Below are 13,971 nucleotides of genomic sequence, written 5' to 3'. Positions count from 1 at the left end.
GCCGGCACGACTGAGAGAGGCGATGGCGGAAACGCTGGCCGGCTGGGAGGCCGATCTGCCTGATGTCTGGCAGGATGCGCTCGGACCCATTGGCGATGATTTCGACCGGGTCGACGCAGCTCTGACGTTCGAAGCCTGGGAGCCGATTTTCCCTGCGCGTCGCGGCAAGACCTTTCCCGGGCAGCCGAAGGGTGCGCACGCTCTTGCGGCCTTCGATGGAATTGCGCCCGACGGCGTGCGCTGCGTGATCCTCGGTCAGGATCCCTATCCGGAGCCAGGTTTCGCAACGGGCCGAGCCTTCGAGGCCGGCAATCTTGCCGCGTGGGTCGAGCTGGACAAGATGTTCTCGAAGAGCATCCGCGCCTATATGCAGCTCATCGCGGCCGCGCGGCTCGGTGACGAGAGCCTGAGCGAGGACTTCGGTCGCTGGCCCGATGTGCGGCGCCTGTTGTGCGACCCTGCCGGCGCGTTCGAGGCGCCAGACGCAATCGCCGACCGCTGGGTGGGCGAGGGCGTGCTGCTGCTCAACGCATCCCTGACGCTTTCCCGCTTTCGCGTCGATATCGATCCGCATCAGTCGCGCGGACATCTTCCGTTCTGGCGGCCCTTGATGCTGCGTGTGGTCGAAATGCTTCTGGCTCGGGGCGAGCCGATCGTCTTTCTCGGTTTCGGTGCGGCTGCGGCCGATATCTTCGCCGAAGCCGGCATTCGCGAGGGGCGGACCGGCAATGTCGCCTGCGTCGAGCGCGAGCATCCCGCTTTCGCCGACAAGGTGCTTGGCCGGGAGAATCCCTTCCTTCTCTGCAATCTCTATCTGGAGGCGATGGGCGGCCGTCCCATCGCATGGTGAATCATGGCGTCTACCCCGGAATATGATTTCATCATCGTGGGCGCGGGTTCGGCCGGTTGCGTTCTTGCGAACCGCCTGTCGAAGAACCCGGCCAACCGCGTGCTTTTGATCGAGGCTGGTGGCAAGGACCGCAATCCGCTGTTCAGGCTGCCGATGCTGATGGGCAAGCTCTTCCATTCGGGCATCTACAACTGGCACTATCACACGGAACCGGAGCCCTATCTCAACGGCCGCTCCCTCTATTGGCCGCGCGGCAAGGTTCTCGGCGGGACCTCGACCATCAACGGCATGATCTACGTGCGCGGCAATCGCCACGACTATGATCGCTGGGCGCAGCTCGGTTCACCCGGCTGGTCCTATGAAGACGTGCTGCCGGCTTTCCGGCGCTCTGAGACGCACATCGAGCGCGATGACGCGTTTCACAGCACGGACGGCGAACTCACCGTCTGCCGTGCCCGTGGCCACAATCCGCTGATGGACGTGTTCTGCGAGGCGGGCCTGCAGGCCGGCTATCCAGAGAATGACGACTTCAACGGCGCCACCCAGGAAGGGTTCGGCCGCTACGATTTCACCATTCGCAAGGGCAAGCGCTGGTCCACATCCTGGGCATTTCTGCGCCCGGCGCTCGGACGAAAGAACCTTACCGTGCTGACGGGCGCCGAAACGACGCGTGTCCTCATCGAGGGTGGCCGAGCATGCGGCGTCGGATATTTGAAGGATGGCAGGCCGGGCATCGCGCGTGCCGGGCGCGAAGTCATCCTGTCGGCAGGCGTGGTCAATTCGCCCAAGGCGCTGCTGCTTTCCGGCATCGGGCCGGCAGACGAACTGAGTGCGCTCGGCATCAAGCCGACGCTCGATCTTCCCGGTGTCGGCAAGAACCTCCAGGACCACGTCGACTGCGTCATGAGCTGGGAATGCCGCGAGCCGGTGACGCTGTTCGGCGACCTGCGCGCCGACAAGCTCATTCCCGCCGTCGCACAAGGAATGCTGTTTGGCGAGGGCGTCACGACGACGTTTCCCTACGAGGCGGGTGCCTTCATTCGCTCGAACGACGGCCTCGTCTCGCCCGATATCCAGCTGCATTTCATGCCAGCGCTGGAAAAGACCGCCAACCTGCATTTCCCCAATCCCTTCGCCAAGAAGCGGGCGGTGGAGGCCGATCATGGCTTCACGATCCGGGTCGGGCCCGTCAATCCGGCAAGCCGTGGCGAGATCACGCTGCGGTCGGCGAACCCTACCGACAAGCCGAGGATCCAGGCGAACTACCTCCAGTCCGATTTCGACATCCGCACGATGATCGACGGCATCCGGTTGACGCGCGACATCGTCGGCCAGAAGGCTTTCGACCGCTATCGCGGCAAGGAGCTGGCGCCCGGGCCGGAAGCAAACGACGACGCCGGGCTGACCCGCTGGCTGCGCGCCACGGCCATGACGACGTTCCATCCTGTTGGCACCGCCAAGATGGGCAACGATCCCATGGCGGTGGTGGATGCTCGGCTCAAGGTGCACGGCATCGACGGTCTGCGCGTCGCCGACGCCTCGATCATGCCGATCATCTCGAGCGGCAACACCAACGCGCCCGCCATCATGATCGGCGAGAAATGCGCCGAATTGATCCTGAACACCTAAGGGAGTGATCCGATGATCCTCGAACACCGCACCTACACCTTCAAACCAGGCACGGTCGACAAGTGGATGAAGAAATACGAGGCTGACGGTCTCCCGGTACAAAAACGTCATCTTAACAAATTCGTCGGCCTCTATGTCTCGGAGCTCGGCACGCTTCACACCACCGTTCTGATGTGGGCCTACGACAGCCTTGCAGATCGCGAGGCGCGCCGGTCGGCCATGTATGCCGATCCGGATTGGCAGAAGTTCATCTCCGAAGTCTGGGCGCTCGATGCGATCCAGAAGCAGGAGGTGATGATCATGAACCCTGCATCCTATTCGCCGCCGCTTTGAGACGACCAGGCACGCGTCGGCATTGCCCGCGCGTGTCGGAATGCGCATGACACAAGACAATCAACAAAAGAGGGAACAATCATGACTGACAAGGCTTCACAACACATAATGCACCGTCGCACATTCCTGCAGGCGAGCGCGGGCGCCGCAGCGCTCGGTCTTGCCGCCAGCATCGTGCCCGAATTTGCCAGGGCGTCCGGCGGGCTGGTCGCACTGGTCCACACGCAGGCCGCCGGCGACAACGGCCCGGTCGATCAGATGATCGCCAAGCTCAAGCAGCTGTCGGAAGAGAAGGGTTTTGAATACCGCGCCGTCTACGCGCAGGACCCCGCGACCTACGAGACCATCTACCGCACGCTCGGCGACGCAGGTGCTGCGATCATCATCTCCACCTTCAACGAAGTGGCCGAGCCCTTCAAGGCGCTGGCGCCGTCCTTTCCCGGTACCAAATGGATCCAGCTGTTCGCCGACCCCTTCGAGCCGGCGATCCCGAACGTAGTCACGGTGTCCTACGACTACTATCTCGGCTGCTATCTCTCTGGCGTCTTTGCGGCCAAGATGACGACGACGGGCAAGACCGGTTTCATTGGAGGCGTTTCGATCCCGCCGCTCAACGCCGATTTCAACGCGTTCAAAGCCGGCGTCCACTCGATCAAGCCGGACGCCAGCGTCATCGCCGCTTTTGCCGGCTCGTTCCAGGATCCTGCAAAGGGCCAGGAAATCGCTACCCAGATGTACAATGACGGCATCGACTACATTCAGACGGACGCGGCGGCCACCGACGGCGGCATTATCGCCGCAGCCAACGAAAAGGAAGGCCGCATGGTGAGCTGCCTTGCTCCGGGACAGTACGCACTCGGTCCGAAGTCGCTTATCTCCATCGTCGGCCTCGATTTCGGCGTCTCGCTCTACAACGAGGCAACGAAGGCCGTCGGTCCTGAATGGAAGGGCGGCACGCACGAGCATACGGGCCTTGGCACCGGCGTCATCGACTTCATTCCCTCGCCGGTCTTCGCGGAACAGGGGCCGGCTGAGCTGAATGCCAGGGCGAAGGAAGCGCTTGTCGAGGTCGAAAAGGCGCGTGCCGGTATTCTTGATGGCTCCATCAAGGTTCCATTCAACACCACACTCTGAGCCTCCGGCGCCGGCCGCAGGGTCGGCACCGGAGCCTTGACGAAAAACCGGCATCGGCCTTTGCCTTCGGGGAGGGCCGCCGGACGCTCGCGGATCGTCTTCCTTCCTGTTGACGGTCCGTGAGCCTTCGCTCTCGATGGGAACCTTTTGATGTCCAACCTTCCGAAGCCTGCGCTGGAGTGCCGGGATGTCACCGTGAAATTCGGAGACGTGACTGCACTGTCGGACGTTGCCGTTTCGTTTGTTCCCGGCCAGATCCATGCGGTCGTGGGCCAGAACGGCGCCGGCAAGACAACTTTCGCCCGCGTCGCTGCGGGGCTTGTTCAGCCGACCGCCGGCGCCGTCGACGTGATGGGCCACGAGATCCGCACCGGTCAGGTCCGCGACAGCCGGGCTGCCGGCGTGGAGCTGGTTCACCAGAGCTTCGCCCTGCCGCCATCCTTTACCGTTGCCGAGACCATGGAGTTCGGCGCCACGGGCAAAGGTGGCATCTACACTCGCAAGGGGCTTGCGGAAAAATGGCGGACGCATCTCGCCGGTCTCGACGTCCAAGTTGATTTGAACAGGCGGATCCGCGACCTGCCGATCGAGACCCAGCAGGGCATCGAGATCGCAAGGGCGCTTGTCATGGATGCGCGCGTGCTCATCCTCGATGAGCCGACCGCAGTGCTCTCTCCCTCAGGCATAGACATGCTGTTTGCTCGTGTCCGTCGTCTCAAGGAGCGCGGCGTTACCGTCATCCTCATCCTTCACAAGATCCGCGAGGTGCTCGGCATCGCCGACACGGTAACGGTGTTGCGCGGCGGCCGAAAGGTCGAAGGGCCGCTTCCGATCGCCGAGGTTTCGGCCGAGAGGCTCGCCAACCTGATCGTCGGCGATGCGATTGCCAAGACGCTCGGCCGGCATGAGCGCGACGCGCTGGTCGGAGCGAAATCGCCCGCAGGCGAGGGCGCAGACCATCCGGAACATGCGAAAGGTCCGAGCGTGCTGTCGATGAAGGCCGTCTCGACGCGGCCGGACAGTGAGGGGATCGCACTCGATGGCGTCGATCTGGAAATTCGCCCGGGCGAGATCGTCGGCATCGCCGGCGTGGAGGGCAATGGACAGAAGACACTGGTTCGCGCAATTTCCGCCCTTGCCGATCTTGCCGGCGGATCGATCGTGCTTGCAGGCCATGACGTGACCGGCAAACCGCTCGCCGAGCGTCGCGCGGTTGGTCTCAGGATCATTCCCTTCGAGCGCAATGTCGAAGGTCTCAGCCTCACGAGTTCGCTCTGGCAGAACTGGAGCGCAAGGGAGTTGCTGCAGGGAAGCCTGCTCAAGGTGATCCGCCCCTCGGCGGTGCGCGAAGCCTGCGACCGGTCGCTTAGGGAATGGAGCGTTCACTACCACAATTCAGCGCAGAAAGCGGGGTCCTTGTCGGGCGGCAATGCCCAGAAGGTGATCCTTGCGCGCGAGGTCGATCGCGATGCCAGGCTGATCATCGCGGCTCAGCCGACGCGTGGTCTCGACATCGGTGCCACCGCCTTCGTGTGGCAGGCGCTCCGGCAGGCGCGCGATCGCGGCGCTGCCATCCTCTTGATTTCGTCCGATCTCGACGAGCTGTTCGACATCTCCGACCGTGTGGTGGTGATGCTGTCGGGACGTGTGAACGGCGAATTCCGCGCGCCCTTCGACATCGCGTCGGTGGGCGCAGCCATGACCGATGCGGCTGCGAGGGTAAGCGCATGAAAGACAGTCTCGTCACGGTTGCCCGCAGCCTGATCTTCGTGGCCTTCGCGCTCGTCCTGTGCGCGCTGGTGTTCCAGTTTGCCGGCTACAACGCGGGGGTCATGCTCTGGGCGGTAGGCGACGGCGCCTTCCTGCGTAGCGGCGCGATCGAACAGAGCCTCAGATGGGCGTTGCCACTGTTCATCACGGCCGTGGGCGTCGGGATTTCCTTCCGGGCGGGTTTCTTTAACATCGGCGCCCAGGGCCAGTTCTATGTCGGCGCGATCTGCGCCGCCTTCGCCGCCGAGGCGTTCAAGGGCGGGCCGGCATTCCTCGTCATCCCGGCGCTCATCATCGCCGGCATGCTGGGCGGCGCCCTCTGGGCTCTCTGGCCGGGGCTTTTGAGATTGCGGTCTGGCACGGACGAGGTGATCACCACGCTGATGGGTAACTTCATGGCCGGCCTGCTTCTGGTCTATGTCACTTCGGGACCGCTCAAGGATCCTTCGGGATCCGGCCAGCAGGCATCGAGCCGCCCGCTCGACGCGGCCTACCGCATCTCGGACTCGCTCGGCCTGTCCCCGACCATCGTCGCCATCGCCGCCGCCGTCGGCATTTTGATGTGGCTCCTGGTCAACCGCACGGCCTTCGGGGTTCTTGCGAGCCTTGCCGGCCGCAACGGCACGATGGTGGAGTGGCAGGGCGCGCGGCTGTGGAAACTGGGTCTTTCGAGCTTCATCATCTCGGGCGCACTGGCGGGTCTTGCCGGAACCATCGAGTTCATGGGGCCGAACGGCCGCATCGCATCCGGGTTCCTGCCTGCCCACGGCTTCACGGCGATCCTGATCGCGCTCGTCGCCAATCTCTCCGTGGTCGGCACTGCGGCAGCCGCGGTGTTTTTCGGCGGCCTTGCCTCGGCGGCGCTTTATCTGCCGATCATGGCCGGGCTGCCGGCGGCTGCGATCGACATCATCAATGCGGCGATCGCGCTATTCATCACGGCAAGGTCGAAACTCGTCGACCAAGTGCTGCGTCTCGGAGGACGCCCGTCATGAACGAGATCATTATTGCCATCCTGCGCTCCGGTACGCCGCTGATCTATGTCACCCTCGCCGGCGTCATTGCGCAGCGGGCAGGGGTGTGGAACCTCGGTCTCGAGGGCCTGATGATCATCGGTGCCTGTACCACGATCGTCGGCATCATGCTGACCAATTCCATCGTCGCTGCCATCCTCATCGCCATCCTCATCTGCGTACTCGCCTCCGTCCTCCTCTGGTTCGTCATCGACAGGCTCAAGGCCAATCCGATCATCGCCGGCCTCGGCCTGACGGGTCTTGGCGTCGGTGGCACGGCGCTCGCCGTTCAGTCGATCTTCGGGAGCCAGGCGAGCGTGACCGCACCGTTCGGCATTCCGAAGCTCGGGCCGGCCTTCGGCGCCTATGGCGTGCTGTCGATTGCGGTCGCCGCCATGCCGTTCGTCGTCTTCGGCATGTGGGTGCTGCTGCGTCGCACGCGCTTCGGTCTCCGGCTCGCCGCCTGTGGCGAGCATCCCTTCGCTGCCCGCAGCGTCGGGGCCAATCCCTCGCGCATGCGCCTCGTGGCGCTGGCGATTGGCGGGGCGCTGTGCGCGATCGGTGGGGCCGAACTTGCCGCCGGCAGCCTGCAATTCTTCGCCCAGGGTATGACGGCGGGTCGCGGATTTATGGCTTTCGCCGCGGTCATCTTCGGCGCTTCCCATCCGGTGGGGGCCACCTTCGCCGCGCTCTTCTTCGCTGTCGTCGGCGCGCTCGGTATCCGGGCGCAGCTCATGTTCGGCGACAAGATCCCCCACGATCTCCTGCAGGCGTTGCCCTATCTCGCGACCGTCTTCGGCGTCTGGCTCTCCGGCAAGCTGCGCGGCGGTGCTAAGGCCGCCAGTTCCTTCGCCGAGCTTAGGGATCAATAGGGAGGCACCATGACGTTCGCGCAACGCCATCCGATCCAGGATGTCTGCATCCTGGTCACCGACCTCGAGGCGTCGATCCGCTTCTATACGCAGAAGCTCGGCTTCGAACTCAGGCACCGCGCACCCGGCTTTGCAGATTTCACCGGTGCGGGGCTGACGCTGGCGCTGTGGGAGCGGTCGCATATCGAGAAACATGCCGATGTGCAGGTGCCCGAGGGATCGGCATCGGCGGTGCTCGTGGCGGTACGGCTCGACAGTCCCGCGGATATCGATGTCCTTTATGCGGATCTCGCAAAAGACGGCGTGACCTTCATAAATCCCCCGGCCGACTACCCGTGGAACGCCCGGTGCCTCTATTTCTACGGGCCTGATGGCGAGACCTGGGAGCTTTACGCGTGGCTCGATGGCGGCGCCCCCGGCAAGGTGGCGGCATGACACGCAAGCTGATCATCCTCACCGATCCTGGTCAGGACCAGGCGGCTGCCATCCTGATGATCCTCGGCCAGCGACGGGCCTTCGACGTTCTCGGGCTGGTCGCCACGGCCGGCAACATCAACCTCGATCACACGATCGCCAACTGCCTGAAGCTGATGGAACTGGCCGGCCGGCCGGATATTCCCGTCTTCGCCGGTTGCCCGCATCCGATCATCCGTCCGCTTGTTATGGCCGAGCACGTCCATGGCCCGACCGGTCTTGACGGCCCGGATTTGCCACAGCCGAAGATCGGGCCGCAGGAAAAGCACGGCGTCGATTTCATTATCGACACCGTCCGCGCCAACCCCGGCGAGATCACGATATGCTCGCTGTCGCCGGTGACCAATCTCGCCATGGCCTTGCGCAAGGCGCCCGACATTGCTGGCAAGATCCACGAGGTCGTCGCGATGCTCGGCGCATATTTCGAGGTCGGCAACATCACGCCGACGGCGGAGTTCAACTGCTATGTCGATCCCGAGGCCGCTGACATCGTGCTGAGGGCCGGCATCAGGACCACGCTCCTGCCGCTCGACGTGACGCACAGGATGCGCTCGACACCGGAGCGTTTGAGCGCCATGCGGGCACTTGGAAACCGCTGCGGCGTGGCGACGGCCGAAATGCTGGAATTCTCCGAAGCCTTCGACCTCAGGAAATACGGCTGGGAAGGTGCGCCGCTGCACGGGCCATGCGTGCCGGCCTTCATGCTGGCGCCGCAGATGTTTTCAGGACGGCAGATCAACGTCTCCGTCGAACTCAACGGCACGCTGACATCTGGCATGACGGTCGCCGACTGGTGGCAGATCACCGACCGGCCTAAGAATGTCTTCTATGTCACGGACGGCGACCCAGTCGCCTATTATGATCTTCTCCTGAATTCACTGGAAAACCTGCCATGAGTGAAATCCTGATCCGCAACGCGACGATCGTGGCGATGGATGGCAGCCATGGCGCAGCGCCATTTGCCGGCGACGTCGTGATTGAGGGCGAGACCATCAAGGCCATCGGTGACGGCCTCTCGGCCGGCCCTGGCGCACATATCATTGAGGGACGGGGCAAGCTGGTGATGCCCGGGCTTGTGAATGCCCACACCCATTCCAGCGAGACCTTCCTTCGGGGGCGCTACGAGCGCATGCCGCTCGAAATCTGGCTGCTCTATGCCTATCCGCTGCTGATGAACGACCCGATCGGCGAACGGTTGCTTTATCTGCGCAGCCTGCTCTTGGCCATGGAATCGCTGCGCAACGGCATCACCACCTTCTGCGACGATTTCTTTGATCCGCCCCGGCATGATCTCGATCGCCTTTCAACCGTCTTTCGCGCCTATGACGATGCCGGCATTCGCGCCAATGTCTCGAGCGCCGTGATGAACGTCCACACACTCGATGCGCTGCCCTTTGCCCGCGAGGTGATGCCGCCCGAGTTGCAGGCCCTTCTCGATTTTGGCCCGCCGCTGACGGCGAATGCCTATATCGACTATTGCAGGTCGGCCTTCGCCGGCCTGCACGGCAAATCGGGCCGGCTGCATTTCATGATCGCCCCCTCCGCGCCGCAGCGCTGTTCGCCGGATCTCATGGCGGCGTGCATGGATCTTGCGGTCGAAAAGCACGTTCCGTTCCACACGCATATTCTCGAAACCAAGACCCAAGCCGTGACCGGCCACATGCTGCATGGCAAATCCCTGATCGCCTACATGCACGATCTCGGTCTTTTAAAACGCAACACGACGATCGCGCATTCGGTCTGGGTGAGCGACGAGGACATGCGGCTGATGGGCGAGGCCGGAGTCTCGGTCGCCCACAATGCCGTCTCGAACCTGAAGCTCGGCGCCGGCATCGCTCCGATCCGCCGCTGCTCGATGCCGGGGTGACGATTGGCCTTGGTACGGACGGCGTTTCTTCGAACGACACCTCGCGCATCTTCGATGTCATGCGCGTCGCCGGCCTCGTGCACAGCGCCGCCGGGCCCGACTACGAGAGGTGGGTGGCGGCGGACGAGATTCTCGCCATGGCGACCATCGGCGGTGCGAAGACGGCCTTGCTGGAGCAGGTGACCGGCTCGATCGAGGTTGGCAAGGCGGCCGATCTCCTGATCCTTGATCTCAGCAGCTATCCCTTCATGCCGCTCAACGACGTCGCAAAGCATCTGGTTTACTCGGAAAACGGCTCCTCGATCGAGACCGTGATGGTCGCCGGCCGGATCGTGGTGCAGAATGGGCGTCTGACCACGATCGACGAACAAGCCGTCTTCGATGAGATTGCCGAGCTGGTACCGGCTTACCTCGCCGAACATGCCGACCTCGAGCGCCGCAACAAGATATTCGAGCCGGTCATGGCGGAAATCCATCGCAGGGCGACCCAGGTGGATATCGGGCTCAATCGTTATCAGGGAGACACTGCTGACGTGCGCCTCAAGTCTTGAACCGTTTGCTTTTGCCGGATGATCTCGAGGTGGCATCGCCGTTGACGAGAAGTCGCGTGTCCCGGCGGATTTTGTTCTTGATGAAAAACGGTTCTTTCCGCCCGGCACGTTGCGATGATTGCCATCATGGCGTCGGGTCCGTCTTATCGGTTTGACGGACCCCCGGAGTTTGAAGATGGTCGGATGGATTACCGATGTGCCGTCACCACGATCTCGATCTTGGTGTCGCCGCCGAGATCAGCGACGCCGACGGTTGCGCGTACCGGGAAGGTCTCCGGTGCCAGCCATTTCTTCCAGACCGCATCCATCTCCGGCTTGAGGTTCATGTCGGTGATGAAGATCGTTGCCGACAGCAGCTTTGTCTTGTCCGACCCGGCTTGCGCCAGATAGCTCTCGATCTTCGCCAGGATCTCCTCGGTCTGTCCTGACATGTCGAGGCTTTCGTTGTCGCAGGTCGTCCCACCGACGAACACAAGGCCATTGTGCTCGACGACGCGATGCATGATCGGGGTGGGGAGGTGGCGTTTGGTCATGGGGCATTGCCTTTCTCTGTTTGTAAAGTGCTCGGTTCGTCGGGGACGCGGCCGGTTACGGCGATCACCGCATCTCGGGTTTGGGGAAGGGCCGCAAGTTCGCTAAGGCGAAGCGGCTTGACCGGTGCGCGCAGGCGATAAGTGCCGATCTCGCTTGGGCTGACGTCTCGTTCCGCCGCCATCATCTCCGTGACGGTGGAGGCGCAGAGGCGCCCCTGACAGGGCCCCATGCCGCAACGCGTGAACGTCTTGAGCTGGTTTGGGCCCGGTGGGCCAAGGGCGATCGCCTGGCGCAGCACTGCGGCGCTCACCTCTTCACAGCGGCAGACGATGGTGGCTTCATCCTGCGGTGCTCGAAATTGCTGCGCCGGTCGATAAAACACATCGAGAAAGTCTCTGCCGCGAAGATATGTCTGACGCTCCGCTTCCAGCTGCGCGGCCCTTTCGTCTACGCTGCTCGGTGTGGTCAAGCCGAGGTCGGACAGGGCGGCAAGCACTGCTATCCGCCCACTGACCGCGGCATGCTGGGCACCACCGATGAAGGCGCCATCGCCGGCAACGAAAATCCCCGTGGCGGTCGTGCGTCCCTGGTGATCCGTCTGCGGCTGGAAGGCGCGCTGCCGATCGTTCCATTCGATCGCGCAACCGGCAGCGCTTGCAAGGTTGATGTTCGGAATGACCCCCTGGTGCAGGAGCACGCAGTCGGCGGCAATCGTTTGTTGGCGGCCGCCGGCGCGAATGGCCACGCCTTGCGCTTTGTCTGCGCCGCTGATCGACAGCTGCGAGACATTCGAGATAATCCGTATGCGCCTGCGGACCTTGATGAGAAGAGCCAGTCCCTTTGCGACATAAGGTGAGCGCAGGAAGTCCGGCAGATGGCGCAGCGCCGGTAGCCGCTGTCGTTTATCGGTGGTGTCGACGAGAGCGGTTATATCTGCGCCGGCATCAAGCAGTTGCGCCGCGAGCAGATAGAGAAGCGGGCCGCAACCGGCCAGAACGATCCTGCCCTTCGGGATGCCCGCGATGGATTTGAGTGCAATCTGCGCCGCACCCGCGGTCATCACGCCGGGCAGCGTCCAGCCCGACACCGGCATCGGCCGCTCCATGGCGCCGGTTGCAAGGATGACGGCGCGCGCCTCAATCCTGCGGGTCGTCCCGCCGATCGTCAGACCCACCACGGCATTATCGCAGGACACCGCTCCATCGGCCGGCTCAAGGTCCCAGACAGTGGTTGATGGTGCGTAATCCACCGCCGCATCAAGGAAGGCCGCAGTGATCGAGCGGCCCTTCCAGTATTCCTCGCCGAGGAACGGCTGCGTCTCCGGGGTGTTGCGGGTGATCGCGCGATAGATCTGCCCGCCGAGGCCGGGATTTTCGTCAACGACAAGGATGCGAGCCCCGGCGGTCGAGGCTTCCATTGCGGCCGAGAGACCCCCGGGGCCGGCACCGACGACCACGAGGTCATACCGCGCGGCCAACTGCTCGGCATGGGTGACGGTATGTGCGCTCATTTGCACTCTCTTTCCGTCAAAGTGCGTGCACCCTGTTGGCTGGCAACGACCATGCCTTCACGCACTTCAATCAGGCAGCTTTGCCGGTTCTGCACACCGTCGACCGTCAACAGGCACTCGAAGCAGACGCCCATCAGGCAATAGGGCGCGCGCGGGACGCCGCCGACGGCGCTCTTGCGGAAGACGTCGACGCCGGCTGCCAGAAGCGCGAGTGCCAGCGTATCGCCGCGCTCGGCCCAGTGCGTCTCGCCGTCGAAGGTGAAGGATAGTTTGTCGGTGATTTCACGCGTTCTTAGGAGCATCGAACCTCCGCGAATGAAAGGGAGACAGGGCGCTTGAGAGTGTCCCCGCCGCGATTTGCGGGGCCACGGCGAGTGCATGATTGGCTGCAAGCGTCACGCCGGAATGGCAGATGGCGATGAAGGCACCCGGATGGGTCAAAGACTGTTCGTAGATCGGCAAGCCGTCTTGGGTCTTGACGCGAAATCCGGTCCAGCTTCTGACGACATTGGTGTCGGCCAGCGTCGGGAAAACACGGATCGCGCGGCTTGCCAGCACGGCGGTGATGTCCTGATTGGTGGTTAAGGCAGAGCTCGTGCACTCTTCGCTGTCACCGATCATCACGCCACCTTCGTCGGCCTGGCGGATGGTCGTCGATGCAAAGCTGAAAAACGGCGCGCATTTCTCGGTCACCAGAATCTGGCCTTTGCTGCGCTTGAGCGGCGCGCGAAGGCCGACCATCGGTGCGAGGCGCTCATTGTCCACACCAGCGGCAAGGATGATGCGGCGCGCGCGCACGCCACCCCATTCGCCCGTCAGGCGAAAACCTCCCGCTATCGGTTCGATGTGGTCCACGCGCCGATGGGCGCGATAGTCGACGCCACGATGTTTCATGGCCGCATGAAGGGCGCGAAAGAGCCGAAGCGAGTTCACATGGCCATCGGTCGGCGAATGGATCGCACCGACGACATCCCGGCCGATCAGGGGAAGGCGTGCACGAAGGGCTTGCGGATCGAGTATTTCATAGGGGGCGGGTTCTCCGATGGATTGCGCGGCGATGGTTTCGAGCTCAATTCGCCAGTCTCGGAGTTCTTCAGCCGACAGTGCGAAGGAAAAGCCGCCGCGCTGGCTCAAGGCCACGTCGATGCCGGTATCTGCGGCAAGCATTTGCGCGAATTCGGGCCAGAGCTCGGCCGATGTCTTCGACCAATGCGCATAATCCGGCGCGCCCAAACCTTTGCCCTGCACCCAGATCAGCGCAAAATTGGCGCGCGATGCTCTAAGATCCAGGTCTTCCCCGTCCAGCACCATGGTTTGGGTACCGGATCGCGCAAGGCCCCAGGCCAATGCTGCGCCGACGAGGCCGCCGCCCACGACGGCCATCTCGCATTCGTCCAGAAGTGCCATGAAGTATTCTCGATATTGTCAGCGAGT

The 13,971-nt window shown here is 63.3% G+C and carries 13 protein-coding genes and 1 pseudogene; 10 read left to right on the top strand and 4 right to left on the bottom strand.

Annotated elements, in window-relative coordinates:
• Positions 1-22: 22 nt before the first annotated feature.
• The 10 genes and pseudogenes from BKP54_RS02010 (at position 23) to BKP54_RS01965 (ending at position 10,493) form a co-directional block, all read left to right on the top strand.
• On the top strand, positions 23-850 hold the full coding sequence (locus BKP54_RS02010; protein ID WP_084814121.1) for a hypothetical protein: 828 nt from the start codon (positions 23-25) through the stop codon (positions 848-850).
• A gap of 3 nt (positions 851-853) precedes the next feature.
• Positions 854-2,479 (top strand): choline dehydrogenase, encoded by a 1,626-nt coding sequence (locus BKP54_RS02005; protein WP_084814120.1) that lies wholly within the window; start codon positions 854-856, stop codon positions 2,477-2,479.
• Positions 2,480-2,491: 12 nt separating this feature from the next.
• On the top strand, positions 2,492-2,812 hold the full coding sequence (locus BKP54_RS02000) for an NIPSNAP family protein (RefSeq protein WP_084814119.1): 321 nt from the start codon (positions 2,492-2,494) through the stop codon (positions 2,810-2,812).
• 108 nt (positions 2,813-2,920) lie between these two features.
• Positions 2,921-3,946, top strand: coding sequence for a BMP family ABC transporter substrate-binding protein (locus BKP54_RS01995; RefSeq protein ID WP_084814118.1), 1,026 nt, complete (start codon positions 2,921-2,923; stop codon positions 3,944-3,946).
• A 150-nt stretch (positions 3,947-4,096) separates the two neighbouring features.
• Positions 4,097-5,677 (top strand): ATP-binding cassette domain-containing protein, encoded by a 1,581-nt coding sequence (locus tag BKP54_RS01990; RefSeq protein WP_084814117.1) that lies wholly within the window; start codon positions 4,097-4,099, stop codon positions 5,675-5,677.
• On the top strand, positions 5,674-6,711 hold the full coding sequence (locus tag BKP54_RS01985) for an ABC transporter permease (RefSeq protein ID WP_084814116.1): 1,038 nt from the start codon (positions 5,674-5,676) through the stop codon (positions 6,709-6,711). Before BKP54_RS01990 ends, BKP54_RS01985 begins: the two co-directional genes overlap by 4 nt.
• The gene (locus BKP54_RS01980) at positions 6,708-7,601 is read left to right on the top strand and encodes an ABC transporter permease (protein WP_084814115.1); all 894 of its coding nucleotides are present in this window, start codon (positions 6,708-6,710) and stop codon (positions 7,599-7,601) included. The genes BKP54_RS01985 and BKP54_RS01980 overlap by 4 nt, the downstream gene beginning before the upstream one ends.
• Positions 7,602-7,610: 9 nt before the next feature.
• On the top strand, positions 7,611-8,036 hold the full coding sequence (locus tag BKP54_RS01975; protein WP_084814114.1) for a VOC family protein: 426 nt from the start codon (positions 7,611-7,613) through the stop codon (positions 8,034-8,036).
• A complete protein-coding gene (locus BKP54_RS01970; RefSeq protein ID WP_084814113.1) occupies positions 8,033-8,971 on the top strand; it encodes a nucleoside hydrolase in 939 nt (312 codons plus the stop codon). Before BKP54_RS01975 ends, BKP54_RS01970 begins: the two co-directional genes overlap by 4 nt.
• Positions 8,968-10,493 (top strand): annotated as a pseudogene (locus tag BKP54_RS01965) (amidohydrolase). The gene BKP54_RS01970 and the pseudogene BKP54_RS01965 overlap by 4 nt, the downstream one beginning before the upstream one ends.
• Positions 10,494-10,681: 188 nt before the next feature.
• On the opposite strand, the gene BKP54_RS01960 reads toward BKP54_RS01965, so the two are convergent.
• From BKP54_RS01960 to BKP54_RS01945, 4 genes are read right to left on the bottom strand one after another with little or no spacing between them, the layout of a single operon-like run.
• On the bottom strand, positions 10,682-11,026 hold the full coding sequence (locus BKP54_RS01960; protein WP_084814112.1) for a RidA family protein: 345 nt from the start codon (positions 11,024-11,026) through the stop codon (positions 10,682-10,684).
• Positions 11,023-12,537, bottom strand: coding sequence for an NAD(P)/FAD-dependent oxidoreductase (locus tag BKP54_RS01955; protein WP_084814111.1), 1,515 nt, complete (start codon positions 12,535-12,537; stop codon positions 11,023-11,025). Before BKP54_RS01955 ends, BKP54_RS01960 begins: the two co-directional genes overlap by 4 nt.
• Complete coding sequence (locus tag BKP54_RS01950; protein ID WP_084814261.1) at positions 12,534-12,839, bottom strand: (2Fe-2S)-binding protein; 306 nt, start codon at positions 12,837-12,839, stop codon at positions 12,534-12,536. Before BKP54_RS01950 ends, BKP54_RS01955 begins: the two co-directional genes overlap by 4 nt.
• Positions 12,820-13,944, bottom strand: a complete 1,125-nt coding sequence (locus BKP54_RS01945; protein ID WP_084814110.1) for an FAD-dependent oxidoreductase — start codon at positions 13,942-13,944, stop codon at positions 12,820-12,822. Before BKP54_RS01945 ends, BKP54_RS01950 begins: the two co-directional genes overlap by 20 nt.
• Between the last annotated feature and the right edge of the window lie 27 nt (positions 13,945-13,971).

The sequence above is a fragment of the Ensifer sp. 1H6 genome, assembly GCF_001976035.1.
In the GTDB taxonomy this organism is placed as follows: domain Bacteria; phylum Pseudomonadota; class Alphaproteobacteria; order Rhizobiales; family Rhizobiaceae; genus Ensifer; species Ensifer canadensis.
This window is presented reverse-complemented; position numbering and strand designations above follow the sequence as displayed.

What these genes read in the sequence shown, in the direction of transcription:
- BKP54_RS02000 (WP_084814119.1), top strand. Translation starts at nt 2,492, where the DNA reads ATGATCCTCGAACACCGCACCTACACCTTCAAACCAGGCACGGTCGAC.
- BKP54_RS01955 (WP_084814111.1), bottom strand. Translation starts at nt 12,537, where the DNA reads ATGAGCGCACATACCGTCACCCATGCCGAGCAGTTGGCCGCGCGGTAT.
- BKP54_RS01960 (WP_084814112.1), bottom strand. Translation starts at nt 11,026, where the DNA reads ATGACCAAACGCCACCTCCCCACCCCGATCATGCATCGCGTCGTCGAG.
- BKP54_RS02010 (WP_084814121.1), top strand. Translation starts at nt 23, where the DNA reads ATGGCGGAAACGCTGGCCGGCTGGGAGGCCGATCTGCCTGATGTCTGG.
- BKP54_RS01985 (WP_084814116.1), top strand. Translation starts at nt 5,674, where the DNA reads ATGAAAGACAGTCTCGTCACGGTTGCCCGCAGCCTGATCTTCGTGGCC.
- BKP54_RS02005 (WP_084814120.1), top strand. Translation starts at nt 854, where the DNA reads ATGGCGTCTACCCCGGAATATGATTTCATCATCGTGGGCGCGGGTTCG.
- BKP54_RS01975 (WP_084814114.1), top strand. Translation starts at nt 7,611, where the DNA reads ATGACGTTCGCGCAACGCCATCCGATCCAGGATGTCTGCATCCTGGTC.
- BKP54_RS01980 (WP_084814115.1), top strand. Translation starts at nt 6,708, where the DNA reads ATGAACGAGATCATTATTGCCATCCTGCGCTCCGGTACGCCGCTGATC.
- BKP54_RS01995 (WP_084814118.1), top strand. Translation starts at nt 2,921, where the DNA reads ATGCACCGTCGCACATTCCTGCAGGCGAGCGCGGGCGCCGCAGCGCTC.
- BKP54_RS01945 (WP_084814110.1), bottom strand. Translation starts at nt 13,944, where the DNA reads ATGGCACTTCTGGACGAATGCGAGATGGCCGTCGTGGGCGGCGGCCTC.
- BKP54_RS01970 (WP_084814113.1), top strand. Translation starts at nt 8,033, where the DNA reads ATGACACGCAAGCTGATCATCCTCACCGATCCTGGTCAGGACCAGGCG.
- BKP54_RS01990 (WP_084814117.1), top strand. Translation starts at nt 4,097, where the DNA reads ATGTCCAACCTTCCGAAGCCTGCGCTGGAGTGCCGGGATGTCACCGTG.
- BKP54_RS01950 (WP_084814261.1), bottom strand. Translation starts at nt 12,839, where the DNA reads ATGCTCCTAAGAACGCGTGAAATCACCGACAAACTATCCTTCACCTTC.